Source organism: Pseudomonas sp. LBUM1678 (genome assembly GCF_059695575.1).
Genome location: NZ_CP166775.1, coordinates 5,985,102 through 6,008,737, shown reverse-complemented (window position 1 = coordinate 6,008,737; position 23,636 = coordinate 5,985,102). Strand labels below are relative to the sequence as shown.

Annotated in this window: 21 protein-coding genes; 7 read left to right on the top strand and 14 right to left on the bottom strand. The window is 59.2% G+C overall.

Annotation, left to right across the window (positions count from 1 at the left end; genetic code table 11):
• Positions 1 to 184: 184 nt before the first annotated feature.
• From ACA070_RS27335 to exaC, 11 genes are all read right to left on the bottom strand, one after another.
• Entirely contained in the window at positions 185 to 2,512 is a 2,328-nt protein-coding gene (locus ACA070_RS27335; protein WP_497449067.1) for a S8 family peptidase, read from the bottom strand.
• A gap of 188 nt (positions 2,513 to 2,700) precedes the next feature.
• A complete protein-coding gene (locus ACA070_RS27330; RefSeq protein ID WP_497449066.1) occupies positions 2,701 to 3,684 on the bottom strand; it encodes an AAA family ATPase in 984 nt (327 codons plus the stop codon).
• Between the two features lie 809 nt (positions 3,685 to 4,493).
• Entirely contained in the window at positions 4,494 to 5,240 is a 747-nt protein-coding gene (locus ACA070_RS27325; protein WP_497449065.1) for a S24 family peptidase, read from the bottom strand.
• 231 nt (positions 5,241 to 5,471) lie between these two features.
• Positions 5,472 to 5,999, bottom strand: a complete 528-nt coding sequence (ppa, locus tag ACA070_RS27320; protein ID WP_028620880.1) for an inorganic diphosphatase — start codon at positions 5,997 to 5,999, stop codon at positions 5,472 to 5,474.
• Positions 6,000 to 6,112: 113 nt separating this feature from the next.
• Positions 6,113 to 6,925 (bottom strand): M90 family metallopeptidase, encoded by an 813-nt coding sequence (locus tag ACA070_RS27315; protein ID WP_497449064.1) that lies wholly within the window; start codon positions 6,923 to 6,925, stop codon positions 6,113 to 6,115.
• Positions 6,926 to 6,931: 6 nt separating this feature from the next.
• Positions 6,932 to 7,588 (bottom strand): DedA family protein, encoded by a 657-nt coding sequence (locus tag ACA070_RS27310; RefSeq protein ID WP_461988750.1) that lies wholly within the window; start codon positions 7,586 to 7,588, stop codon positions 6,932 to 6,934.
• Positions 7,589 to 7,828: 240 nt separating this feature from the next.
• The gene (locus tag ACA070_RS27305; RefSeq protein ID WP_438661326.1) at positions 7,829 to 8,287 is read right to left on the bottom strand and encodes a GNAT family N-acetyltransferase; all 459 of its coding nucleotides are present in this window, start codon (positions 8,285 to 8,287) and stop codon (positions 7,829 to 7,831) included.
• Between the two features lie 120 nt (positions 8,288 to 8,407).
• Complete coding sequence (gene eutC, locus ACA070_RS27300; RefSeq protein ID WP_497449063.1) at positions 8,408 to 9,232, bottom strand: ethanolamine ammonia-lyase subunit EutC; 825 nt, start codon at positions 9,230 to 9,232, stop codon at positions 8,408 to 8,410.
• Positions 9,233 to 9,240: 8 nt separating this feature from the next.
• Positions 9,241 to 10,635: an ethanolamine ammonia-lyase subunit EutB gene (locus ACA070_RS27295; RefSeq protein ID WP_497449062.1), complete on the bottom strand. Its 1,395-nt coding sequence runs from the start codon at positions 10,633 to 10,635 to the stop codon at positions 9,241 to 9,243.
• Between the two features lie 51 nt (positions 10,636 to 10,686).
• Positions 10,687 to 12,135: an ethanolamine permease gene (gene eat / locus ACA070_RS27290; protein ID WP_497449061.1), complete on the bottom strand. Its 1,449-nt coding sequence runs from the start codon at positions 12,133 to 12,135 to the stop codon at positions 10,687 to 10,689.
• A gap of 116 nt (positions 12,136 to 12,251) precedes the next feature.
• On the bottom strand, positions 12,252 to 13,772 hold the full coding sequence (gene exaC, locus ACA070_RS27285; RefSeq protein ID WP_497449060.1) for an acetaldehyde dehydrogenase ExaC: 1,521 nt from the start codon (positions 13,770 to 13,772) through the stop codon (positions 12,252 to 12,254).
• A gap of 448 nt (positions 13,773 to 14,220) precedes the next feature.
• On the opposite strand from exaC, the gene ACA070_RS27280 reads away from it, so the two are divergent.
• The 4 genes from ACA070_RS27280 to ACA070_RS27265 all read left to right on the top strand — a co-directional run bounded on the left by ACA070_RS27280 (position 14,221) and on the right by ACA070_RS27265 (position 18,609).
• Positions 14,221 to 16,134, top strand: coding sequence for a sigma-54-dependent Fis family transcriptional regulator (locus ACA070_RS27280; RefSeq protein WP_497449059.1), 1,914 nt, complete (start codon positions 14,221 to 14,223; stop codon positions 16,132 to 16,134).
• 219 nt (positions 16,135 to 16,353) lie between these two features.
• A complete protein-coding gene (gene mpl, locus ACA070_RS27275) occupies positions 16,354 to 17,703 on the top strand; it encodes a UDP-N-acetylmuramate:L-alanyl-gamma-D-glutamyl-meso-diaminopimelate ligase (RefSeq protein WP_497449058.1) in 1,350 nt (449 codons plus the stop codon).
• On the top strand, positions 17,700 to 18,332 hold the full coding sequence (gene ubiX, locus ACA070_RS27270) for a flavin prenyltransferase UbiX (RefSeq protein ID WP_010467349.1): 633 nt from the start codon (positions 17,700 to 17,702) through the stop codon (positions 18,330 to 18,332). The genes mpl and ubiX overlap by 4 nt, the downstream gene beginning before the upstream one ends.
• Complete coding sequence (locus ACA070_RS27265) at positions 18,325 to 18,609, top strand: YceK/YidQ family lipoprotein (RefSeq protein WP_497444002.1); 285 nt, start codon at positions 18,325 to 18,327, stop codon at positions 18,607 to 18,609. The genes ubiX and ACA070_RS27265 overlap by 8 nt, the downstream gene beginning before the upstream one ends.
• 133 nt (positions 18,610 to 18,742) lie before the next feature.
• Here the strand turns inward: ACA070_RS27265 and ACA070_RS27260 are convergent, their stop codons facing one another.
• The 3 genes from ACA070_RS27260 to ACA070_RS27250 all read right to left on the bottom strand — a co-directional run bounded on the left by ACA070_RS27260 (position 18,743) and on the right by ACA070_RS27250 (position 21,701).
• Complete coding sequence (locus ACA070_RS27260; RefSeq protein WP_109635151.1) at positions 18,743 to 19,384, bottom strand: oxidoreductase; 642 nt, start codon at positions 19,382 to 19,384, stop codon at positions 18,743 to 18,745.
• 27 nt (positions 19,385 to 19,411) lie between these two features.
• On the bottom strand, positions 19,412 to 21,130 hold the full coding sequence (locus tag ACA070_RS27255) for a C13 family peptidase (RefSeq protein ID WP_497449057.1): 1,719 nt from the start codon (positions 21,128 to 21,130) through the stop codon (positions 19,412 to 19,414).
• Between the two features lie 115 nt (positions 21,131 to 21,245).
• Entirely contained in the window at positions 21,246 to 21,701 is a 456-nt protein-coding gene (locus ACA070_RS27250) for a MaoC family dehydratase (protein WP_010467353.1), read from the bottom strand.
• A 197-nt stretch (positions 21,702 to 21,898) separates the two neighbouring features.
• On the opposite strand from ACA070_RS27250, the gene ACA070_RS27245 reads away from it, so the two are divergent.
• The 3 genes from ACA070_RS27245 to ACA070_RS27235 are packed head-to-tail and all read left to right on the top strand — an operon-like array spanning position 21,899 to position 23,575.
• Positions 21,899 to 22,261 carry a CidA/LrgA family protein gene (locus ACA070_RS27245; RefSeq protein WP_497449056.1) on the top strand — a complete coding sequence of 121 codons (363 nt, stop codon included), beginning with the start codon at positions 21,899 to 21,901 and terminating at the stop codon, positions 22,259 to 22,261.
• On the top strand, positions 22,258 to 22,974 hold the full coding sequence (locus ACA070_RS27240; protein WP_461955866.1) for an LrgB family protein: 717 nt from the start codon (positions 22,258 to 22,260) through the stop codon (positions 22,972 to 22,974). The genes ACA070_RS27245 and ACA070_RS27240 overlap by 4 nt, the downstream gene beginning before the upstream one ends.
• A gap of 10 nt (positions 22,975 to 22,984) precedes the next feature.
• On the top strand, positions 22,985 to 23,575 hold the full coding sequence (locus ACA070_RS27235; RefSeq protein WP_497449055.1) for an LON peptidase substrate-binding domain-containing protein: 591 nt from the start codon (positions 22,985 to 22,987) through the stop codon (positions 23,573 to 23,575).
• The last annotated feature ends 61 nt before the right edge of the window (positions 23,576 to 23,636 follow it).

The following is a 23,636-nucleotide window of genomic DNA, read 5'->3' as shown; positions in this document are numbered from 1 at the left end:
ACCGCTGATGCTGAACGGTATTGTCTGTTTTAGGGCGATAGCAGTCCTTAGCGACCGGTTGCTTTCGGTCCAAAGTGAAGGTTGCGAAAGGTGAGGTCGAAACGCCCCCTTAAATGCATCCTATTGTGGCGTGGCCCAATTATGTCGGCTTGGCCGAACACGATTGGGCAGCGTCCGAGTTGATTTACACTGGGTTCACAATCGCTGTTTTAGCCACGATTACGTTCTGGATCGCTGCATAGAGATCGATGGCGGTTTGCTCTGTCTTGATTGAGACAACGAGGCTGTACCGGACACGATCATTGTAGCGCTCCTGCTTCAGCAGGGTCTTCCACCAGCCGAGGGCAGGGTAGATGCCAATCATGCTGCGGTCTGCCAGTTCGGCGGCTGTACCGCGCCAGATATCTGAGTGCAGGGAACCTCGGTGCCGCGTCTGGGTCCCCAGCAACCAGTTCGGATCTGCACCACCGCCCTGATAGATACCGTCTTCTTCGTCGCGTGCACGTTTGTTGATACGCTGCCGGAACTGAGCCTTTTCTTCCGTTGGGCGGCTGACATCGAACCTAAGGCCGTGAGATTCGTACCTGTAACGACCTTTGATGCCGCGTTCGACAACTCCAGGGTTGGGCTCAACAAAGTAGGAAAGCGTCACCCGCAACTCTACGTTGGTGTTGCCAAGATCGAGTAGTTCTTGTTTCGGCCATGGCAGATCATGAAGATGCATATCGCGAGCAGTGGGATTGCCCTTGATAGGCTTCATGAACGGTTGCAGCTCGTCCTCAACGATCAAGGTGAGTGAGTCGCCGGCGCTCCACAGTGCTCGCCCTAAGTCGGGCACCCCAAAGCCGCAGGTTTTCACTAGCCGCTCGTAATCGCCTTTCGACCCAGCGCCCAGGAAGTCGTCCCTCATGCGTTCGGTCCACTCAGCAGAGTGGACCATTAGCGCTCGAACAGTCTCTGGCCAGAAGTCCGGGTATCTGGACAAAATCTGTACAGCCATGCGAGCTGCCAACGCAGAGGCCGCGCTGGTGGCCCTAGTGAGGTCGAACAGCCGTACAGTAGGAGTGTGGCAGGTTGTCAGTAGGGAGACCGAGGGATAGTTGTAGGCGGCCAACTGATCCTTAACCAGATTGCCGCCCTCGAACATCACATCAGGCTTAAGTGGCCAGGCGGTGCGCTGCCAGGTCAACGACGTAGTGCTGTAAGGGCTCAGGCTTCCTGCAGGAGCCACTGGCTGCAGCGTGGTATTGGGCGGATCGATAGTGACTTTTTGTGTGTACGCCCCTACGCATAGAGCGTTCCAGGATTGGCCAGGGTCATGGATACCGTCGGTCGCATTGCTGTTGGGGTAGTCCAGCGCCTGATTCTGATCTGCGTTACCGGCCGAAACCACAATCAGTCGTGGATTCGCCCGCTCGCCGAGAGCATCGGAAGCCAATCCATCAACTGCTGCGGACCAAGCAGACGGGCGACCGCGGTCACGAGCATCGGTGCTAGTAATGGCCATGCTGAAGACCCGATCCACGTTCGGCTGGGCGATTTCCGGCAAGGCAACTGCCGACATGGTGAGAGCACCATAGGGTTCTTTTTGGTTACCTATAGCGGCTTGCAGAAGTTTCACTGACTCGACCCGGTGCTGGATTGTGATGGGGCTTTGTGACGACAGTGGGTCAACGAGATCGCCATAAATGGCGAGCCCGGCCAGACCAGTACCGTGGCCCACGTCGTCCTGGACACCCCACGCTGAATCGACGCTGTACAGGTCGTTAAGGCCAACATGCGAGGCTAGAAGCGGGTGTCCTGGGTTCACTCCGGTGTCGAGGAGGCAGAGGCGCACGCAGTCTTCGTGGCCAGCAGTGGTCCGCCCGAGTAACTCATCGACCCATGCGTGCTGCTCGGTTGCGGGCATAGCGTCGAAGAACTCTGCGGTTTCCTTTGCCCTTCGAATTTCCGCGACTTCATTGAGGAGCAGAATCGATCGGGTAATTGCCGCTTTCGATGCGAAGACGTTCAGCACCGTGCGTTCAGGGAAGTGGAGAGTCTTCTCTGAAGTGATGAAACCAGAGGCTTCTGCAATGGCTCGGAATCGATTGAGTACGGCCTCGCGATCTTGCCGGACCGGCAACCAGAATTCCCACCATATCGTGTCGGTATCGTTCGCAGGAAGTACCGAGGGATCATCGGTCCAGAGTGCATTGAACGCGGCAAACCGGATCTCCTGAATCGGGTTGAGCAGCGGTGCATTGCGTGGTTGCCCCTTGGACGTATTCGCCTCCAGGTACTGGCTAATGAGGCTCTCAAAAGCCTTAAGCTGGCCATCGGGAACGAAAACCGTTGCCATGTCGGTGTGGTTTTCTCGGTCTCGGCGCACGTTTAGTAACTCAATGCGCTGCGCTCCACGAGCAAGACCCTCGAAGGCCAATTCGAATCCGGGGAAGCTTTTGAATTCGATCTGCAGGCCAAACCCGCTATCTCGACCTGATTGGCGCTGAAGATTGATGGCCTCGGTCATCTGAGAGCCAACGGATCGCAATTGGCCAAGCAACGCCGCACCGTGTCTGGCTCGGTCCTGCGGCGGAAAACGCGGGTCCCTGGATGCGGATGCTGTGGAGCGAAACCTTTCTGGTTGCCCCGTTCCATGAAAGTAAAAATGTGGTCGCTGTCCTGCCTTTGGTTCCGTCATCTAGAGGCTCTACCAACTTACGAACGTTGTCTCCCATGGAAAGCCTTTCGTTCCTCAAGATGCTTTTCCACGTCCTTGATGTCGACCTGTGGGCGGTCATTAATGATCGCATCCTTGATCGCATCATCTGCTGCCTTTGCAAGCTCTGCGTAGCTGAGGCCCTCTGCCACCTTGCAGAGTTTTTCCCAGCTGCGAATCGACTTCGAGTAATTAACGAGCCGACTCTTCAGCGCAGCTTTTGTTTGTTCCTGATTAGGGAGCCCATATTCGATAACATCATCGAAGCGGCGGAACAAGGCGTAGTCAAGAATTTCCGGATGGTTCGTGGCCGCGATGATCAGGCTATTGGACTGATCCTGCTCAATCATCTGCAGGAAGCTGTTCAGGACGCGACGGATCTCGCCCACGTCGTTGGACAGGCCGCGTTGTGAGCCGATAGCGTCGAACTCGTCAAAAAAGTAGATGCCACGTGTATCGCGGATGGCATCAAAGATCTGGCGAAGCTTTGATGCAGTCTCGCCCATGAACTTGGTGATAAGGCTATCTAGGCGAACGGCGTATAAAGGAATGCCTAGTTCGCCAGCAAGTGCGGAGGCCGTCATTGTCTTGCCGGTGCCGGGTGGGCCAACAAGTAGGAGCTTGCGACGTGGTGATAGGCCGTGAGCGCGTATTTTCTCGAAGTTACGCTGCTCATTGATGATCCGGGCCAAGCGATTGTGCGTGGCCTCATCCAGGATCATTTCCGAAAATCGAGTGCGAGGTAGAACAGCAGAGACCAGATTACCCAGCTCGCCTCGTGGCTGACCGATCGGAACCGGAGAGGTCAATGGCATGCGGTTTTTCTTGGCCGAGTCAATGAGAGCTCGCAAATCTTCCGCGAGCTTGCCATGCCCCTGCTTTGCTTCATGTGCCGCCAGCTGCATAGCGACGGACAAGAAGTGGGCATCATCCCCCTTGATGTGTGAGCGCAGAAGCGCTTTCAGATGTTCGCTGCTAGCCATAGTGTTCAACCTTTCGAAGCCAGTAGTGTAACCGCTTAGAGGTGAATAGACCTTGATAGGATCAATATTCCTATTGCGTGGCAGCGGTCCGGTGCCGGAATGCCATTCGTAGAAGTCCGTTCTGAAAAAGCAGTTATCTAATAGTTGCCCAACGACTACTCCAGGCCGACTTTGCATATCGCCGCCGGCAGCTATGGGTCGAGCACCGGCCGCTACCTTGGTGCGTACAGCTCAAGCCGCGAGCAAGTAGGTGGTCAATATAAGTGAGCTTGGTGGTCACGCTGATATGACGACGGATCGAGTGTGTCAACGTAATAGAGTCAATGGTTCAGTGGCTAACCCAGCGCTTCGGTGTGGGTCAAAGTGTGGGTCAAAGATGGCGTTTCGTATCCGGCCCTTATTCTGCGCGGCTTTCAGGCATTAAAAAGCCGGCTTGTGGCCGGCTTCTCGGGGACTGGCTTGGTTCATTTTTGGTAAACCGCGCCAGCCTTCAAAACGTACACCCGGATCTTGCGTCCGGCTGTGGGACTCGGCGAGAAAATCATCTGCCTGGTCGGTGCGATCAGCGCCGCGGGGCGGGGTGATGCGCAAATGTGGGGCGCAGCATACTGATTTTTTTTGGGGATTCCCAGCGTGGTGTGCAGGATAGAGCGATTGCGGTGACCTGTAGCAGCTGGCGAAGCCTGCGTTCGGCTGCGAAGCAGTCGTAAATCCCGCATCCGCGGTGCACATGAAACACCGCGATGAATGGTTTTACGACTGCTGCGCAGCCGAACGCAGGCTTCGCCAGCTGCTACAGGGGGGCGTTCTCAGAGAAACGGCACCGCCGGCCTCCGTTTGTTCAGCGTCGACCACCAGAACACCCATCCCAACACCCTGATGTTCTGCTTCTCAATCTGCTCGGCATTGAAGATCTCATCCGGGTGCTCGGCTTTGTTGTAGCTGCGCAACCGCAGCGCATTGCCCGGCATCCTGTGCAGGTATTTGATGCGCAGCATCCCATCGTGCTCGATCGCGTAGATTTCCCCATCAATCACCTTGGTCAGTCCCCGGTCGATGGCGAGCGTGGACCCGTCTTCAATCCTCGCGCCCATGCCGTTGCCGAGCATGTGGACGCAGAACACATCCGCATGGTTGATTTCCAGGGAGTCGAGGTGGCTTTTGGGCAGGCGGATGAATTGGCCGGGGTCTTCGATGACGTGGGTTTTACAGGACCCCGGGGCAATGGGCATTTCTTTGTAGACGGGCAGCTCGACATCGGTGGGTTCGATCACCGTGTAGATCCCGCGGATAGCCTGGGCGTCGAAGGTGTTGCCTGACTCGTCGAGCAGGCGCAGGTGTTTTGAGCTTTGTGGACCTTCGCCGGTCTTGAGCCAGTCGCTGTTTACCGACAGTAGTCTGGAGACCTCTTCCATGCGGTAGGCGGGCACGCCGCGGGTGTACCAGTTATGGATATTTTGCGGCTCCGTGTCGAAGAAAGCGGCAAATCCTGTCGTCGTTATTTTCGCTTCTTCGAGGAGCGTCTTAAACCGTGGGCCGCTAGTGTTCTTTTTCATAAACACGAGTCTACGGGCGCTGGGCCGGGCTTTGAATAAACGAACCGTTCAAATTTCGAGGGAAATTTACGACCGGATGTAAGACGTATTTGGATCAAATTAAACAAGAAAAAACTGAAGCGACCGCTTGGTAAACGCGGTGTTTAAAAGTCGCTTTATGAGCGCCCATAAAAAACCCCGGATCAACCGGGGTTTTCTTCAAGTCGTCACAGGCGCGAGCCCCATGGCGTCTTAGCCTTTATAGGCAGCAACCGACTTCATGATCTCGGTGCGAGCGGCTTCTGCGTCGCCCCAACCTTCGATCTTCACCCATTTGCCTTTTTCGAGGTCTTTGTAGTTCTCGAAGAAGTGCTTGATCTGTTCCAGCAGCAGCGGAGGCAGATCGGTGTATTCCTTCACGTCGACGTACAGCTGGGACAGTTTGTCGTGCGGGACTGCGATGACTTTGGCATCGCCGCCGCCGTCGTCGGTCATGTGCAGAATGCCCACAGGACGAGCGCGGATGACCGAGCCTGGCGCAACCGGGTAAGGGGTTACGACCAGCACGTCGAGGGGGTCACCGTCGTCGGCCAGGGTGTTCGGGATGAAACCGTAGTTGGCCGGGTAGAACATCGGGGTGGCCATGAAACGGTCAACGAACAGGCAATCGCTGTCTTTGTCGATTTCGTATTTGATCGGCGCGTGGTTGGCCGGAATCTCGATCGCGACGTAGATGTCGTTCGGCAGGTCTTTGCCAGCCGGAATCTTGCTGTAGCTCATTGGGCGGTGCCCCCGTTAGTTGACCAAAAACACTTGGCCGGATTGACCAAAAAGTGGCGGCGATTATAGGCATATTCCTGCGCCGACGCCACGTACCAGAGGTCGTAGAGACCTTAGTCGTGTGCCTGATAGACCGGGTCTTCGGCCAGAAGTTGCCGCAACCGGGTCAGCGGGTCCTGGCGGTAAAACAGCTTCAACTGCTCATAGACCTGAGGATACGCCTCGTGCAGCAAATCCGGGGCACTGAAGAAGTATTCGCTGGTGACCGCGAAGAACTCGGCGGGGTTTTCCGCCGCGTACGGGTCGATGGCCGTTTCGGCGTCCGGATTGCGGTCAAGGTGTCGGTTAAGGTCATCGTAGGCGTGCTGCATGACCTTGGCCCAGTCGCTGACCCGCATGTCGGGGTGCAGCGGCGGCAGGCCGTTGGCGTCGCCATTGAGCATGTCGAGTTTGTGCGCAAGTTCGTGGATCACCAGGTTGTAGCCTTCCCAGCCGCCGCTGGCCATCACGCCGGGCCAGGCGAGGATGATCGGGCCTTGCTGCCAGGCTTCGCCGCTGTGTTCGCCGTCCCACTCGTGTTCGACGCCGCTGGCATCGCGATGCCGTTGGGGGCTGAGGAAATCGTCGGGGTAGAGGACGATTTCGTGGAAACCCTGATACCAGTTCAGATCGCCCAGGTTCAGCAGTGGCAATTGCGCTTGAGCGGCGAGCAGCAGGCGTTGCTCCTGATGGAGTTCCACGCCGGGCAGGGCGGTCAGGTGTTTATCTTCCAGGAACAGCACGCAGGCTTCGCGCAGCCATTGGTCTTCGGCGGCGCTCAGGCCATCGAGAAAACTCAAGTGCTGGCGCACTCGTTGCCACAAGTCGTCGGCAACGGGGTGTCTGGCCAGGATGCGCCGGCGACGCCAGGCGCTCAGGGACCACATCGCGAGTCAGCGCGATTGGGCTTTGGACGCGCTGTTGCCGAAGCGGCTGCGGACGACACCGATGATCATCGGCACCAGCGACAGCAGGATGATGCCCACCACCAGCAGCGAAAGATTGGACTTGATGAACGGTACGTTGCCGAAGAAGTAACCGAGGGTCACCAGGCCGCCGACCCACAAAATGGTGCCGAGGACACTGAAGGCAAAGAAACGCAGGTACGGCATCTTGGCCACGCCGGCGACGAACGGTGCAAACGTGCGGATGATTGGTAGGAAACGCGCCAGGGTCACGGTTTTGCCACCGTGCTTGTCATAGAAGTCGTGTGTCTGTTGCAGATAGTCGCGACGGAAGATTTTCGAGTTCGGGTTGCTGAACAAGCGTTCGCCCGCCGTTCGGCCGATGACGTAGTTGGTGCTGTCGCCGAGGATCGCCGCCAGCATCAGCAGGCCGCCCAGCAACACCGGGTCCATGCCGCCGCCGGCCGCTACGGCACCCGCGATGAACAGCAGGGAGTCGCCCGGCAGGAATGGCATCACCACCAGGCCGGTTTCGCAGAAGATCACCAGAAACAGGATGGCGTAGATCCATGGCCCGTAGTTGTTCACCAGCAAGTCGAGGTAAACATCGAGATGCAGGATAAGGTCGATCGGGTTGAAATCCATGGAGAGCACCTGTGGTGACGGCCGGACTCAGCAGGCCTGTGCGGATGACTTCGCGAAAGCCTACAGATGAGTGTAGTTTTTCTTACAAGCCGAAAAGGCCGGCATTATACGGGCTGAGTTGTGAAACGCGCGTCGAGATTGTAGCGGGGGATGTCTATGGCGCGATCGGAAGTCTGGTGACAATAAATAACCCTTCTGTGATGAGGGCGCATGATCCCTCATCACAGAAGCCGGCAAGCATCAGAGCTCGTCGCTGATCGGCAACACGTAGTTCTTGAACTCGGTGTCTTCCTTGAACCCGATGGACTCATAGGTCTTCTGCGCGATTTCGTTGTCGCTGCTGGTGGATACGCGCATGCGCACGGCATTGGTTTCCTTGGCCATTTTTTTCGCGGTGCGCATCAGGTTGTCCGCGACTAACTGACGGCGGGCATCTTCGGCGACGTAGATGTCGTTGAGGATCCACACGCGTTTGAGCGAAAGGGACGAAAAGCTCGGGTACAACTGACAGAAACCCATCAGTTTGTCGTCGGAGTCGGCCAGCGCCAGGTAAATCACCGATTCCTTGCGTCGCAGGCGTTTTTCAAGGAACGCCCGGGAGGAGTCTGGATAGGCCAGTGAGCCATAAAACTCGCGATATTTGACGAACAACGGGGTCAGCAGGTCCAGGTGTTCGAGGGTCGCTTGGATAATCCGCATGGATAGGTCTCGTCTTCAAGTGGCTGTCTTCACGTGCTCTGACGGCGAACGGTTCTTCACTCGGGCAGCCGTGCATCGATCCTGCCTGAAATCGGAACAGAAACGCAATGCGGAAACGGTTCAGGCATTCGGCGGGCTCAGTAGGAAATTACCTTTCATGTCCGCACCGGCGTCCGACTCCAGCGTCTGAACCTGGGCCTCGTCCTTCAAATTGACCCCAGACAACTGCCGACGACAGGCCTCGCGCATCAGGTACAACAAGCGGTGTGCCGCCATTCCGTAGCTCAGGCCCTCGAGCCGGACATTGGAGATGCAGTTGCGGTAGGCATCTGTCAGCCCGACCTTTGGATTGTAGGTGAAATATAAACCCAGACTGTCCGGGGAACTGAGGCCGGGGCGTTCACCGATCAGGATCACCACCATTTTCGCGCCGAGCAGTTCTCCAATCTCGTCGGCCACGGCGACCCGGCCTTGCTCCACCAGCACCACCGGCGACACGGACCAGCCCTCACCCTCAATCTGCTCTTGCATCCGCGCCAGAAACGGCAAGGTATGACGATGAACGGCCAGCGCCGACAAGCCATCGGCAACTACGATCACCAGGTCCACCCCGCCAGGTTTGGCCAGCGCGTATTCGCGCAGGGTCTGGGCCGATTCATCACTTAACTTTCGCCCCAGATCGGGGCGCTGCAAGTAACTGTCCCGGTTCGGGGCTGCACTGTGCAGCAGCAAACTCTCGCGCCCGGCTTCGGCCAATTGGGAGCTGAGCCCGGCATGGTCGAACGGCAAATGCACCGCGTCCCGGGCTTGTGCATGGGCGTACTGGAAATCCAGTTGTGCACTGGTCGGCATGCTGGTGCCGGCGCGGCCCAGGGCAATTCGCGCCGGGGTCAGGCGACGCAGTTCCAGCAACGGATTCGCTGGATCAGCAGGTGATTTATCCATTTCAACACTCATCCCAGTTGCGCCATCGCTTGGCGGAAGGCAGGCGGCAGGTTGTCGCCGAAGTGAATCTTGCCGTCTGCCTGAGTGAGAATGCCCATTTTTGCCAGCCATTGTTCGTACTCCGGCGCCGGTTTCAGGCCCAGCGTCTGACGGGCGTAAAGGGCGTCGTGGAACGATGTGGTCTGGTAGTTGAGCATGATGTCATCGGAGCCCGGGATGCCCATGATGAAGTTGATCCCGGCCACGCCCAGCAGGGTCAGCAGGGTGTCCATGTCGTCCTGATCGGCTTCGGCGTGGTTGGTGTAGCAGATGTCGCAGCCCATCGGCACGCCCAGCAGCTTGCCGCAGAAGTGGTCTTCGAGGCCGGCGCGAATGATCTGTTTGCCGTTGTAGAGGTACTCCGGGCCGATAAATCCTACAACGGTGTTGACCAGGAACGGTTTGAAATGGCGCGCCACGGCGTAGGCGCGAGTTTCGCAGGTCTGTTGATCGATGCCGTGGTGGGCGTTGGCTGACAGCGCGCTGCCCTGGCCTGTCTCGAAATACATCAGATTCTGGCCCAGAGTGCCGCGATTCAGGCTCAGGCCAGCGTCATAACCTTCCTGCAGGACATTCAGGTTGATGCCGAAACTGGCGTTGGCCGCTTCCGTGCCGGCGATCGACTGGAACACCAGGTCCAGCGGAACACCGCGATTGATCGCTTCGATGGACGTGGTGACGTGGGTTAAAACGCAAGCCTGTGTAGGAATCTCGTAGCGCTGGATGATCGCGTCGAGCATTTCCAGCATGGCGCAGATCGACGCGATGCTGTCGGTGGCCGGATTGATCCCGATCATCGCGTCGCCGTTGCCGTACAGCAGGCCGTCGAGAATGCTCGCCGCAATGCCGGCTGGCTCGTCGGTGGGGTGGTTGGGTTGCAGGCGTGTGGATAACCGCCCGCGCAACCCCATCGTGCCGCGGAATTTCGTGATCACGCGGATTTTTTGCGCCACGAGTACCAGATCCTGCACGCGCATGATCTTTGACACGGCGGCGACCATTTCCGGGGTCAGGCCGGGCGCCAGGGCACGCAGGCTTTGTTCGTCGGCCGCATCGCTCAGCAGCCAGTCACGAAAACCACCGACGGTGAGGTGGCTGACGACTGCGAAAGCCTGTTTGTCGTGCGTGTCGATGATCAGTCGGGTGACTTCATCGGCCTCGTAAGGAATCAGTACTTCCTGCAGGAAGTGAGTCAGCGGAATGTCAGCCAGGGCCATTTGCGCAGCCACGCGTTCGCCATCGTTGAGGGCAGCGACGCCGGCCAGAAAGTCTCCGGACCGCGCCGGGCTGGCCTTGGCCATGACGTCTTTGAGGCTGGCGAAGCGGTGGGTCTGGGCGCCGACCGTGTGAGCAAAACTTGCCATACAGATTCTCCGTGACGGCGCAGGCTGGGTCTGCGCCGTGATTTCTGGCCGTTAGAGCAGGGCTTTTTCAGCGTTCTGAATGGCCGCGAATTCTTCTTCGGGCGTGCCTGCTACCAAGTGATGCCGACTGTAGAAAGCAAAGTAAGCAATTAACACTCCATAGATGATCGCAGCGCCAATCACGACCCGTGGGTCTACCAGAAAACCCGCCACCACGGCGATGCACGCCAGCACCAACGCTACGCCTGAGGTGAAGATACCGCCCGGTGTGCGATATGGCCGATCCATTTTGGGACGTCGAATGCGCAGTGTGATGTGCGCCGCCATCATCAGGACGTAGGAAATGGTCGCGCCGAACACCGCTACCAGAATCAGCAAGTCGCCCTGACCGGTCAGCGACAAGCCGAATCCGATGATGCCGGGAATAATCAGTGCCAGTACGGGGGCCTTGCTCTTGTTGGTTTCTGACAGTTTGCGCGGCAGGTAGCCGGCGCGGGACAGCGCGAAGATCTGCCGCGAGTAGGCGTAGATGATCGAGAAGAAACTGGCAATCAACCCGGCCAAGCCAACCAAGTTGACGAAGTGGCCCATCCAGGTCGAGCCGCCATACGCCTTGCTCAATGCTTCGACCAGCGGATTCCCCGAGGTCAGCAATGCATTGGCGCCCGCACCGCCTGGGCCGATGACCAGAATCAGCAGGGCAAAGCTCACCAGCACCAGCATGGCGCCGATCAATCCGCGGGGCAGGTCGCGTTTCGGATTTTTGGTTTCTTCTGCTGCCAACGGCACGCCTTCGACAGCGAGGAAGAACCAGATCGCGTAGGGAATTGCCGCCCACACGCCGACATAGCCGAAGGGCAGGAAGCTGCTGGCGCCCTTGGCGTCAGTCACCGGGATATCGAGCAGATTGGCGACGTTGAAGTGCGGCACCATCGCCACCAGAAACACGCCCAGTGCCAGAGCGGCGACGGCGGTGATGACGAACATCAGTTTCAGGGCTTCGCCGACACCGAAAATGTGGATGGCGATAAAAATGATGTAGAACGCCAGGTAAATCATCCAGCCACCGATACCGAACAGTGACTCGCAATAGGCGCCGATAAACACCGCGATCGCCGCTGGGGCGATGGCGTATTCGATCAGGATCGCGGTTCCGGTCAGAAACCCGCCCCACGGCCCGAATGCGCTACGGGCAAAGCCGTAGCCACCACCCGCGGTAGGGATCATTGACGACAGTTCCGCCAAGGAAAAGCACATGCACAGGTACATGGTCGCCATCAGCAACGTGGCGAGAAACATGCCGCCCCAGCCACCCTGAGCCAGTCCGAAGTTCCATCCCGCATAATCGCCGGAGATGACGTAGGCCACGCCCAGACCCACCAGCAGGACCCAGCCTGCTGCACCTTTTTTCAGTTCCCGTTGCTGGAAATAGTCGGAGCCGATTTTTTCAAAGTCGACCGAGGAGGTAGCCGGCTGCACGCTGGCTTGATCGCTAGGCATAGGGGTTCACCTGTTCTTATTGTTTTTGACCGGCGTGATTGCCGGGTTGGCGCGAAGGCCCGATGTGCAGGCAAGCTCACTCCCACAAGGAGAGTGACTTGCCTGCGACAGACGGTTTAGAAGAAGCCCAACGGATTAATGTCGTAGCTCACCAGCAGGTTTTTGGTCTGCTGATAATGATCGAGCATCATTTTGTGAGTTTCACGCCCGACGCCGGACTTTTTGTAACCACCGAACGCGGCATGCGCCGGGTACAGGTGGTAGCAGTTGGTCCACACACGACCGGCCTTGATGGCGCGGCCCATGCGATAGGCGCGGTTGATGTCGCGGGTCCAGAGGCCGGCTCCGAGGCCGAACTCGGTGTCGTTGGCGATGGCCAGGGCTTCGGCTTCGTCCTTGAACGTGGTGATGCTCACCACCGGACCAAAGATTTCTTCCTGGAACACACGCATTTTATTGGTGCCCTTGAGCAGGGTCGGCTGGATGTAATACCCGGTCGCCAGGTTGCCCTCGAGTTTTTCAATCTTGCCGCCGGTCAGCAGCTCGGCGCCTTCGCCCTTGGCGATTTCCAGGTACGAAAGGATTTTGTCGAATTGCTGCTCGGACGCCTGGGCGCCGACCATGGTGTCGGTGTCCAGCGGGTCGCCACGTTTGATCGACAGGACTTTCTTCATCACCACTTTCATGAAGTCGTCGTAGATCGACTCTTGAACCAGTGCGCGAGACGGGCAGGTGCAGACTTCACCCTGGTTGAAGAACGCCAGCACCAGGCCTTCGGCGGCTTTTTCGATGAAGGTTTCTTCGGCTTGCATAATATCGGCGAAGAAGATGTTCGGCGACTTGCCACCCAGCTCCACGGTGGACGGAATGATGTTTTCAGCGGCGCATTTCATGATGTGCGAGCCGACCGGGGTCGAGCCAGTGAAGGCGATCTTGGCGATGCGTTTGCTGGTGGCCAGGGCTTCGCCGGCTTCTTTGCCGTAGCCTTGCACCACGTTCAGCACGCCTGGCGGCAGCAGGTCGCCGATCAGCTCCATGAGTACGGTAATGCCCAGCGGTGTTTGCTCGGCAGGCTTGAGCACCACGCAGTTACCGGCAGCGAGGGCCGGGGCGAGTTTCCAGGCGGCCATCAGGATCGGGAAGTTCCACGGGATGATCTGCCCGACCACGCCCAGTGGTTCATGGATGTGATACGCCACGGTGTTGCCATCGATTTCGGCAGCGCTGCCTTCCTGAGCGCGGATGCAACCGGCGAAATAGCGGAAATGGTCCGCAGCCAGCGGTATGTCGGCGTTGAGGGTTTCACGCACGGCTTTGCCGTTGTCCCAGGATTCGGTGATTGCCAAGACTTCCAGGTTCTGTTCGATGCGGTCGGCAATTTTCAGCAGCACCAGCGAGCGCGCCTGGACGGACGTGGCGCCCCAGGCATCGGCAGCGGCGTGGGCAGCGTCCAGGGCTTTGTCGATGTCTTCGGCCGTGGAGCGCGGGAATTCGGCAATCGGTTGGCCATTCACTGGCGAGGTATTGGTGAAGTACTGACCTTTGACAGGCGCGACGAACTCGCCGCCGATGTAGTTACCGTATTTGCTCTTGAACGAAACGATAGCGCCTTCAGTACCGGGGTGAGCGTAACGCATAGTGATTTCTCCTTGGCTTTTGTGCTTATAAGGGAGAGCGCATGTGCGCTTGTTATAAGCGTAGAGCAAAGGTCGGGCCACTGCCTTGCAGGTCAGGCAAATCAAGGCCTTGCGTGGTTTTTGTCGGACGGGCGGATGATGTCTGTGACGCTTTCGGTACAGACCTCGTGACAGTTTGTACCGCTTGTGGCACAGCCTGTGACTGCTCGGTCTTGCCAGCATTGCAATGCGCCGATGGCTAGAGGATGCTGAGCCACAATTGCTGGACCTGTATTTCTCTGTGGCGAGGGAGCTTGCTCCCGCTGGGTTGCGAAGCAGCCCCAAAATGTCTGCCGATTATGGTTTTTGGCGAGCGCTTCGCACTCGAACGGGAGCAAGCTCCCTCGCCACAAGATGTGTGTCAGTCCTTGATGGGGTTGAGCACAGCTCTCGGGGAGAATAATAAGAAATGCACGACAACCATTTGAGTCGCCATGCCCAGCAAGTCTTGACCGTCACCCAGGGCAAGTCCCACCTGCACGGTCCCGGCAGCGATCCGTCCATTGCCCGTTCCTGGCTGCGTTGTCTCGAGGATTATCACCTCGACCCGGCCCTGACCATGGCGCCCACGGTGCTGGAGCATGGCCGCGTACTGGAAAGCCGCGAGCGCTTGCAGCAAGTGCTGCACATCGCCGGCAGCGAAATGACCAGCCTTCATCAGCAACTCTCCGGCGCCGGTCATGCGGTCTTGTTGACCGACGCCCGCGGCGTGATCCTCAATTGCGTCACCGCACCGGCCGAACGGAAGATTTTCGAGCGCGCCGGCCTCTGGCTCGGCGCTGACTGGAGTGAAGCCTGTGAAGGCACCAACGGCATCGGCACCTGTCTGGTGGAGCGTCAGTCCCTGACCATCCACCAGGACGAGCACTTTCGCGGCCGTCACACCGGGCTGACCTGCTCGGCGAGCCCGGTGTTCGACCCCCACGGCGAACTGCTGGCGGTGCTCGACGTGTCCTCGGCGCGTCACGAAGTCTCGCGGCAGAGCCAGTTCCACACCATGGCCCTGGTCAATCTGTCGGCGAAGATGATCGAGAGCTGCTATTTCCTGCGCTACTTCGACAATCAATGGCTGCTGCGCTTTCATCTGCAGGCGGAGTCCGTCGGGCTGTTCAGCGAAGGATTGCTGGCGTTCGACGGGGAAGGGCGCATCAGCGCGGTTAATCAAAGCGCGCTGAATCTGCTGGGGCATATTCGCGGCGGGCTGCTGGGGAAACCGGTAGAGGCGTTTTTCGATTGCTCGCTGGATGAGTTGCTCGGTCGCGCAAGCGTCAATGCCAGCGCCAGTTGGCCGTTGCGTACACGCGACGGACGGAGTCTGTTTGCCGTGTTGCGGGGCCAGCCTCGCAGCATCCCGGTACCGGTGGTGCAAAGTCCGGTGATTGCCGAGCGGCCGCGCCTGTCCGGAATCTGTCTGGGCGACACGGGTTTGCAGGAAGATTTCCGCAAGTCCCTGCGGGTTTTCGAGCGAGACGTGCCGCTGCTGATCAACGGCGAAACCGGATCCGGCAAAGAGGCTTTCGCCAAAGCGGTGCACCAGGCCAGTCAACGCGCAGAAAAAGCCTTTGTTGCGCTGAACTGCGCGGCCATCCCTGAAAGCCTGATCGAGAGCGAACTCTTTGGCTATCGCGGCGGCAGCTTTACCGGCGCACGCAAGGAAGGCATGCGCGGCAAGTTGCAGCAGGCTGATGGCGGGACCTTGTTCCTCGATGAAATCGGCGACATGCCCCTGGCCTTGCAGACCCGGCTATTAAGGGTGCTGGAGGATCGCCAGGTGGTGCCGATTGGTGGTGAGCCGGAGTCGGTCAATGTGCGGATCATCAGCGCCACTCACCGTAATTTGCTGGACCGGGTGCAGAACGGCAGCTTCCGTGAGGATTTGTATTACCGGCTCAATGGGCTGGAGATTGCGTTGCCAGCGTTACGTGAACGCAGTGATAAATCGCAGTTGCTTGATTTTCTGCTGGCCGAAGAAGCGGGCGGGGAAAGCGTATTGATCGACGCCCCGGCACGCCAGGCGTTACTGGGTTTCGCGTGGCCGGGGAATGTGCGGCAGTTGCGCAATGTGCTGCGCACCTTGGCAGCGTTGTGTGACGGCGGGCGGATCGGGCTGGAGGATCTACCTGTGATGATTCGACAGGCTCGGCCGGTGCCGGTTGTTGCGGTTGAAGCGTCATCGGAGCATCCGCTGGATGATGCCGAGCGGCTGGCGTTGCTCAATGCGCTGGAGCAGACGCGTTGGCATATGACCCATACGGCCGAACAGCTCGGTGTCAGCCGTAACACCCTCTATCGAAAACTGCGCAAACACGGCATCGCCCGCTAGAGGCTTTTGTGGCGAGGGAGCTTGCTCCCGCTGGGCTGCGAAGCGGCCCCAAAACCTGCAACTACGGTGTATCAGGTATATCGCGAACTCAGGTTTTACGACTGCTGCGCAGCCGGACGGGAGCAAGCTCCCTCGCCACAGAGACCGGGTTCCATCACCTAAAGAGTGCGATTTTCCCCTCCCTACGCTAACCTGCGGCCATGTTTTACGAGGTCGACTATGCACATTCATATTCTTGGTATCTGCGGCACTTTCATGGGTTCGATGGCGGTTCTGGCCAAAGAGCTGGGCCATCACGTGACGGGCTCCGATGCCAACGTCTATCCGCCGATGAGCACTCAGCTTGAAGCGCAGGGCATTGAGTTGACCCAAGGCTACGATCCCGCCCAACTCGATCCGGCGCCGGATCTGGTGGTGGTCGGCAACGCCATGTCCCGCGGCAACCCGGCCGTCGAATACGTGCTGAACAAAGGCCTGCCTTACGTCTCCGGTCCGCAATGGCTGGCCGACCACGTGCTGCAAGGACGCTGGGTCCTGGCCGTCGCCGGCACCCATGGTAAAACCACCACCAGCAGCATGCTCGCCTGGGTCCTGGAGCACGCGGGCATGAGCCCGGGCTTCCTGATCGGTGGCGTGCCGCAAAACTTCTCGGTGTCGGCGCGTCTGGGCGGCACGCCGTTCTTCGTCATCGAAGCCGACGAGTACGACAGCGCGTTCTTCGACAAGCGCTCCAAGTTCGTTCACTACCGCCCGCGCACGGCGATCCTGAACAACCTGGAATACGATCACGCCGACATCTTCCCCGATCTGCCCGCCATCGAGCGCCAGTTCCACCATTTGGTGCGGACCATCCCGAGTGAAGGCCTGGTGATCCACCCGACCACCGAGCCGGCATTGCAGCGGGTTATCGAGATGGGCTGCTGGACCCCAGTGCAAACAACCGGTGCCGGCGGTCAATGGCAGGTCAAACTGCTCAGCGAAGACGGTTCGAAGTTCGAAGTGATGTTCGAAGGCGTCGCCCAAGGCGCCGTCGATTGGGACATGACCGGCCAGCACAACGTGGCTAACGCCTTGGCCACATTGGCGGCGGCTCGCCATGTTGGCGTGGTGCCTGCGATGGGCATCGCTGCGTTGAGCGCCTTTAAAAGTGTGAAACGCCGGATGGAGAAAGTCGCCGAAGTACGCGGCATCACCATCTATGACGACTTCGCTCACCACCCGACGGCGATTGCGACGACCCTCGACGGCCTGCGCAAACGCATCGGTGATGCGCCGTTGATCGCGATCATCGAGCCGCGTTCCAACTCCATGAAGCTCGGCGCTCACCGCGACGGCTTGCCGGAAAGCGTGGTCGATGCCGATCAAGTGATCTGGTACGCACCTGCCAACCTCGGTTGGGACCTGGGCGCGACCGCGGCGTTGTGCACGGTGCCATCGATTGTCAGCGATTCGCTGGAAGGCATCATCGAGCGCGTGAAGAGCCAGGCCCAGCCCGGCACTCACGTGGTGATCATGAGCAACGGCGGCTTCGGCGGCCTGCACGGCAAACTCGCCGAGGCGTTGCAATGAACAACGGCCCGGAACGCATCACCCTCGCGATGACCGGCGCTTCGGGCGCCCAGTACGGTTTACGCCTGCTCGATTGCCTGATCCGCGAAGACCGCGAGGTGCATTTTCTGATCTCCAAGGCTGCGCAACTGGTGATGGCCACCGAGACTGACGTCACGCTGCCGGCCAAGCCGCAGACGATGCAGGCCTTCCTCACTGAATACACCGGCGCGGCCGCCGGGCAAATCAAGGTGTACGGCAAGGAAGACTGGATGTCGCCGGTGGCCTCGGGCTCCGGTGCGCCTGCGGCGATGGTGGTGGTGCCTTGCTCCACCGGGACCTTGTCGGCGATTGCGACCGGTGCCTGCAACAACCTGATCGAGCGGGCTGCGGATGTGACGTTGAAAGAGCGTCGTCAGCTGATTCTGGTGCCGCGCGAGGCGCCGTATTCGAGCATTCATCTGGAGCACATGCTCAAGTTGTCGAACATGGGCGTGACGATTTTGCCGGCCTCGCCGGGCTTCTATCATCAGCCGCAGACGATCGATGACTTGATCGACTTTGTGGTGGCGCGGATTCTCAACCTGTTGAACATTCCGCAAGACATGCTGCCGCGCTGGGGCGAACACCATTTGAGCAGCGATGAATAAGCTGCTGATTATTCTGCTGGCGCTGCAACTGACGGGCTGCGCCACGGCGCGTACTCTGGACGCCGCCAAACCGGGGGCGCCAGTGGTGTATTCGGGGACGCGTCTGGATTTGTACGCCATGAACGGTGGGTGCTGCGCGATGGACCGGTTCGGCGCCGAAGCGCCGAGCTACCCCGGTGTCGACCTGCCGGCCAGCGCATTGCTCGACACGCTGTTATTGCCGTTGTCGTTGCTGACGGTGATTGGGGTCAGTTTTCAGGCGACTGGCGGGTTGTAGCGTTCGGCTTTGAATCGGTGTCGCGCCCTTCGCGAGCAAGCCCGCTCCCACATTTGACCGAGTGATACGAGCAAACACGGTCAAATGTGGGAGCGGGCTTGCTCGCGAAGGCGCCTCTTCAGACGCCACAGGTTTATTTGCCTAACTTACGCAATTCATCCGACTCAACAATCCGCACCCCATCCTGCTCTTCCAGCGCCAGCCTCCACATCGCGCGGGCCAGTTGGCAGGCTTCGATGCCGCGATATTTGCCGGGAATCAAGCGCGACAACGGCCCGACGAATTGCTCGGCCGTGCGCGGTTCGAGTCGCTCGCCCAGCAACACCGAAGGTCGGCAAATGGTCAGCTGCGGCCAGTCCTGCGCACGCAATGCGTATTCCATCTCGCCTTTGACCCGGTTGTAGAAAACCGAAGACCTGCGATCAGCGCCCAAGGCACTGATCACGATCAGGTGCCGTGCCCCCATCTCCCGCGCGCGTTTGGCGAACGCCACCACCATGTCCAGGTCGACCGCACGAAAGGCTTGTTCGGAACCGGCCTGCTTGATCGTGGTGCCGAGGCAGCAGTAAGCGATGTCGACGCGACCGTTCAGTTGCGGCAGGAACACCGCCGGATCACCAACCGGGTTTTCCAGATGGGGATGCTCGGCCAAAGGCCGGCGTGAGGGGGCTAAAACCCTTGAAATCGTTGGCTCATTGAGCAAACGATCAAGCAGATGTTCACCGGTTAACCCGGTAGCTCCGGCAAGCAATACATGCTGAGGCGTCAAGTACATAGTGTGTCCCCCTTGATACTCTTCAGCTTAGTTGCTCTTTGCATCCTTGTTGCTGATAGAGACACTTTGTAGTGCTTTTCGTGCCTGCTGCTTGCGTAACAGCTGCCAGTGCGAGAGAACGGTTTTCGGCGCCCAGATCTGCGGTTCAGAGGCTTCGAAGCCGTCGGCCAGTTCACGCTCCGCCACTGTGGCCTTGGCCAGCTTGAAGGCTTGCTCCAGATCGTCGGTCTGGTTCAGCGCCTGGGCGAACAGCGCGTCGCCGAAATAGGTGAAGTTGGCTTCTTCCGAGCAACCGAAGGACACGCGATCGGCGCGCGAGGCGGTCATGATCAGCGTGCGTTCATCCTTGAGCGCGGGGATGAAGCCGCCGGAATAGCAGGATGAAATCACAATGATCTTGTCGCGATTCTTCAGCGGTGCGAGGACCGCAGCGAGTTCATCGGCCGGCAGGTCGGCCAACTCCATGCGCGGCTGGTCGAGCACCAGTTCATGTTCGCTGCTGCCGTGGCTGGTCAGGTAGATGAAGATCAAGTCTTCCGGGCCACTGCGTTCGGCCAGGGTCATTGCGGCGCGACGCAGGTTTTCCCGGGTGGCCATAGGCCGGTCGACCAAGTGATCACGATGGTTAACGAGGCGGATCTGGCCGAAAGCGCCGAAGCGGCTGCTGAGCATATTGCTGACGTAATCGGACTCGCGCAGGAACACGCTCTGCTTGCCGTCACCGCCCAGGGTCAAGGTGTACAACTCGACCGCCGGGGTCGAGGCCGGCACGCTGGACAGGGCGTCATCGAGTAAGCGGCCCTGGGCCAGCAATCCGAGTTCCAGGGTGTCGGGCAGCAACTTGCCATCGGCATCGCGAACACGTTGGCCGTTGATCCATGTACCGCTTTGCACCGTGCCGTCGGTGAGCACCAGGGTGCCGCGCCCCGAGTAGCTGTCACCGTCGAACTGGCCGATGTAGAAGCTGCCGTCGGGCAGGTTCAATCGACCCTGGCCGCTAAAGCGCCAGTCACTGAACTGGCCGATGTAATGGCTGCCGTCAGCGCCGATCAACTCGCCCTTGCCGTTCAGCGAGCCTTCCTTGAATTGACCCAGCCAGACATCGCCGTCGGCGTTCTCGTAGCGGCCCTTGCCGTGCAGTTGATTGTTCTTGAAACCACCGACATAGATGTCGCCGTCGGCGCTGTTGAAGGTCCCGTTGCCTTCCAGCTGACCGTCTTTGAAGTGCCCGGTGAACTGATTGCCACTGCCATCACCGCGCTGGCCTTCGCCATTGGGTTTGCCGTGGGCGAACTGGCCCTGGTAGGAGCTGCCGTCGTCGAGTTCGAGACGACCGAGCCCTGAATATTGATCGGCCTTGAATTCACCGCGATAGGTCATCGCGTTTTCTTTGAGCGTGCCTTCACCGTCGCGGCGGCCGAGTTTGAACCCGCCGGTGTAGCTGCTGCCGGGGGTGGTCAGCGTGCCTTGGCCGTCGAACAAGCCTTGATTGAATTGTCCGCGATAGACCTCGCCGTTGCTGCCATGCCATTCGCCCTGGCCATGCCATTGCCCTTTGTCGAACTCGCCGGCGTACCAACTGCCGTTCGGATAGTCGATGCGGCCCTGGCCTTGCAGCAAGCCGTTGACCAGATCACCGCGATAGCGCCCGCCGTCCGGCAAGCGGGCATCGGGGGGCAGCAGCGATTCGCCATCGCCGCAAGCGGTGAGCAACAGGGTCAAGGCGAGGAGTGCAAGTGAGCGCATAGCGGGATCCGGGCAATTATGCGACGGAGTATGCCGCAGCTATGTGTCGCATTTATAGAGACACGGCAGAGACACAGCGCGAAACAGCGTGAGCTGTTTCGCAATCAGGCATGTGTCAGACGAAACAGAGGGACAGCGGCTCGGCGATATAGGCCGGTTTGTCCGACCCTTCGATTTCAAGCGTGGCGGTGGCTTTGAGCAGCCATTGGCCGGGTTTCTTCTCGATGACTTCGTTCATGTCGACCTTGAGCCGAACCCTGGAGTTGACCTTCACTGGCTGGATGAAACGCACGCTGTCCAGACCATAGTTGACCACCATCTTCGCCCCTTGAGGGAGGATCAGGATGTCTTCCATCAGTTTCGGGATCAGCGACAGCGACAGGAATCCGTGTGCAATGGTGCTGCCAAATGGCGTTTGCGCGGCTTTGACCGGGTCGACGTGAATGAACTGATAATCGCCTGTGGCTTCTGCGAACAGGTTGATGCGCTCCTGATCGATGGTGAGCCATTCGGAACGTCCGAGTTCCTTGCCGACATAATCTTTGAGCTCTGCAACGGGGACATAGGGCATTGAGACTCTCCTTGGGTTTCATCGGATTTATAGTTTTTCGAGTGGGGGGATTTGACCTCCCTGTGAACCACTTTAGATCAACATGGCAAATTGCTCCGGTCAACTGACCATGCTTTTGGCGAATGCCGATCCATAGCGTTGACGTGCTTATAATGCCCGGCCCCTTTTTGGTGGGGAGTGCGTGCGGGAGATGCTGGATGTTGTTACGTGGCCTGACCTGGCTGGTGCTGTTCCAATTGCTGGGCACAGCCATCAACCATTTGTTTTTGCCGGTGCTGCCGGGGCCGATTGTCGGCCTGCTGCTGTTGCTGGTGTACCTGATTTCACGCGGGCAAGTCGGCGAGCCTTTGTACCTGGCGGCCAGCAGTCTGCTGCGATACTTGCCCTTGCTTCTGGTGCCGCCGGCCGTGGGCGTGATGGTTTATGCCAAGGACATCGCTGCGGACTTCTGGGCCATCGTCGGTGCGCTGGTGTTGTCGCTGGTGCTGTCCATGGCGTTTGCCGGGGTGCTGATGCAACGCATGGTCAAGCGGCACGCCCATTGCGGAGATCGCCAATGATCCTCGACTGGCATGGCGCGCTGGATTCGGTGATCCATCACCCGTTGTTCGGCATCGGCATTACGCTGGGCGCTTATCAGCTTGTGCTGGCGGCCTTCGAGAAAACCCGCTGGATTTTTCTGCAACCGGTGCTGGTTTCCATGCTGTTGGTGATCGGCGTGCTGGTGGCTTGCGGGATCAACTTTGCCGAGTACCGCAAGAGCACCGAGATCCTCAGCATCTTGCTCGGGCCGGCGACCGTTGCACTGGCCGTGCCGCTGTACCTCAATCTGCGACGAATCCGGCAGTTGTTCTGGCCGATATTTACTACGCTGGTGATAGGCGGCGTGGTTGCCACGGGCATGGGCGTGTTGCTGGGCTGGTGGTTTGGCGCTGAACACATGATCCTGATGACCATGGCGCCGAAGTCGGTGACGTCGCCGATTGCCATGTTGGTGGCCGAACAGATCGGTGGTGTCGCGGCGCTTGCGGCGGTGTTCGTGTTGATCACCGGCGTGATCGGTGCGATCTTCGGGCCGAGTCTTCTGACCCGGTTGGGTGTGCACAGCCCTGAAGCCCGCGGTATGGCACTGGGCATGACCGCCCACGCGGTCGGCACCTCGGTGGCCTTGCAGGAAAGTGAAGAATGCGGCGCCTTCGCGGCGCTGGCGATGAGTCTGATGGGCGTGGCCACGGCGGTGTTCCTGCCGTTGGCGGTGTCGATGGTGGTGTAAGGAAATGTCTATGAGCTTGCCGCTTTTTCCGCTGAACACGGTGCTGTTTCCAGGCTGCATCCTCGACTTGCAGATCTTCGAGGCGCGCTACCTGGACATGATCAGCCGCTGCATGAAACAGGGCGGCGGTTTTGGCGTGGTGTGCATTCTCGACGGCGAAGAAGTGGGCATCGCGCCGGCGGGCTATGCACTGGTTGGCTGCGAAGCGTTGATCACCGATTTCAAGCAGCAGGACAACGGCCTGCTGGGCATTCGCGTGCAGGGCGGACGGCGTTTTCATGTACTGCGCACCGAGGTGCAGCGCGATCAATTGACCATCGCTGACGTCGAATGGCTGGAAGATGAGCCTGAGCAACCGCTGCAGGATGAGGACGCCGATCTGGTCGCACTGCTCAAGGCCTTGGCCGAACACCCGATGGTCGAAGCGTTGAACATGGGCACCGAAGCCACCGGGCAACAGTCCCTGGCCAATCAGCTGGCGTACCTGCTGCCGTTTGCCGAACTGGACAAGATCGACCTGCTGCAACTCGATGATCCCCAGCAGCGACTGGATGCGATTCAGGCGCTGCTGGATGAGTTGCAGGGTGAGTTGTTTGCTTGAGGGGCGTTACTCGTGAGACCGGAGCGGCAGGAAGACAGGCATCCCGCCGCACCCGAGCAGA

Bases quoted from the DNA above. Each gene is read 5' to 3' on its own strand.
- eutC (WP_497449063.1), bottom strand. From the start codon at position 9,232: ATGGATAAATCACCTGCTGATCCAGCGAATCCGTTGCTGGAACTGCGT.
- ACA070_RS27325 (WP_497449065.1), bottom strand. From the start codon at position 5,240: ATGAAAAAGAACACTAGCGGCCCACGGTTTAAGACGCTCCTCGAAGAA.
- exaC (WP_497449060.1), bottom strand. From the start codon at position 13,772: ATGCGTTACGCTCACCCCGGTACTGAAGGCGCTATCGTTTCGTTCAAG.
- ACA070_RS27295 (WP_497449062.1), bottom strand. From the start codon at position 10,635: ATGGCAAGTTTTGCTCACACGGTCGGCGCCCAGACCCACCGCTTCGCC.
- ACA070_RS27255 (WP_497449057.1), bottom strand. From the start codon at position 21,130: ATGCGCTCACTTGCACTCCTCGCCTTGACCCTGTTGCTCACCGCTTGC.
- ACA070_RS27280 (WP_497449059.1), top strand. From the start codon at position 14,221: ATGCACGACAACCATTTGAGTCGCCATGCCCAGCAAGTCTTGACCGTC.
- ACA070_RS27240 (WP_461955866.1), top strand. From the start codon at position 22,258: ATGATCCTCGACTGGCATGGCGCGCTGGATTCGGTGATCCATCACCCG.
- eat (WP_497449061.1), bottom strand. From the start codon at position 12,135: ATGCCTAGCGATCAAGCCAGCGTGCAGCCGGCTACCTCCTCGGTCGAC.
- ACA070_RS27250 (WP_010467353.1), bottom strand. From the start codon at position 21,701: ATGCCCTATGTCCCCGTTGCAGAGCTCAAAGATTATGTCGGCAAGGAA.
- ACA070_RS27260 (WP_109635151.1), bottom strand. From the start codon at position 19,384: ATGTACTTGACGCCTCAGCATGTATTGCTTGCCGGAGCTACCGGGTTA.
- ubiX (WP_010467349.1), top strand. From the start codon at position 17,700: ATGAACAACGGCCCGGAACGCATCACCCTCGCGATGACCGGCGCTTCG.
- ACA070_RS27315 (WP_497449064.1), bottom strand. From the start codon at position 6,925: ATGTGGTCCCTGAGCGCCTGGCGTCGCCGGCGCATCCTGGCCAGACAC.
- ppa (WP_028620880.1), bottom strand. From the start codon at position 5,999: ATGAGCTACAGCAAGATTCCGGCTGGCAAAGACCTGCCGAACGACATC.
- ACA070_RS27310 (WP_461988750.1), bottom strand. From the start codon at position 7,588: ATGGATTTCAACCCGATCGACCTTATCCTGCATCTCGATGTTTACCTC.
- ACA070_RS27330 (WP_497449066.1), bottom strand. From the start codon at position 3,684: ATGGCTAGCAGCGAACATCTGAAAGCGCTTCTGCGCTCACACATCAAG.
- mpl (WP_497449058.1), top strand. From the start codon at position 16,354: ATGCACATTCATATTCTTGGTATCTGCGGCACTTTCATGGGTTCGATG.
- ACA070_RS27245 (WP_497449056.1), top strand. From the start codon at position 21,899: ATGTTGTTACGTGGCCTGACCTGGCTGGTGCTGTTCCAATTGCTGGGC.
- ACA070_RS27265 (WP_497444002.1), top strand. From the start codon at position 18,325: ATGAATAAGCTGCTGATTATTCTGCTGGCGCTGCAACTGACGGGCTGC.
- ACA070_RS27305 (WP_438661326.1), bottom strand. From the start codon at position 8,287: ATGCGGATTATCCAAGCGACCCTCGAACACCTGGACCTGCTGACCCCG.
- ACA070_RS27335 (WP_497449067.1), bottom strand. From the start codon at position 2,512: ATGACCGAGGCCATCAATCTTCAGCGCCAATCAGGTCGAGATAGCGGG.
- ACA070_RS27235 (WP_497449055.1), top strand. From the start codon at position 22,985: ATGAGCTTGCCGCTTTTTCCGCTGAACACGGTGCTGTTTCCAGGCTGC.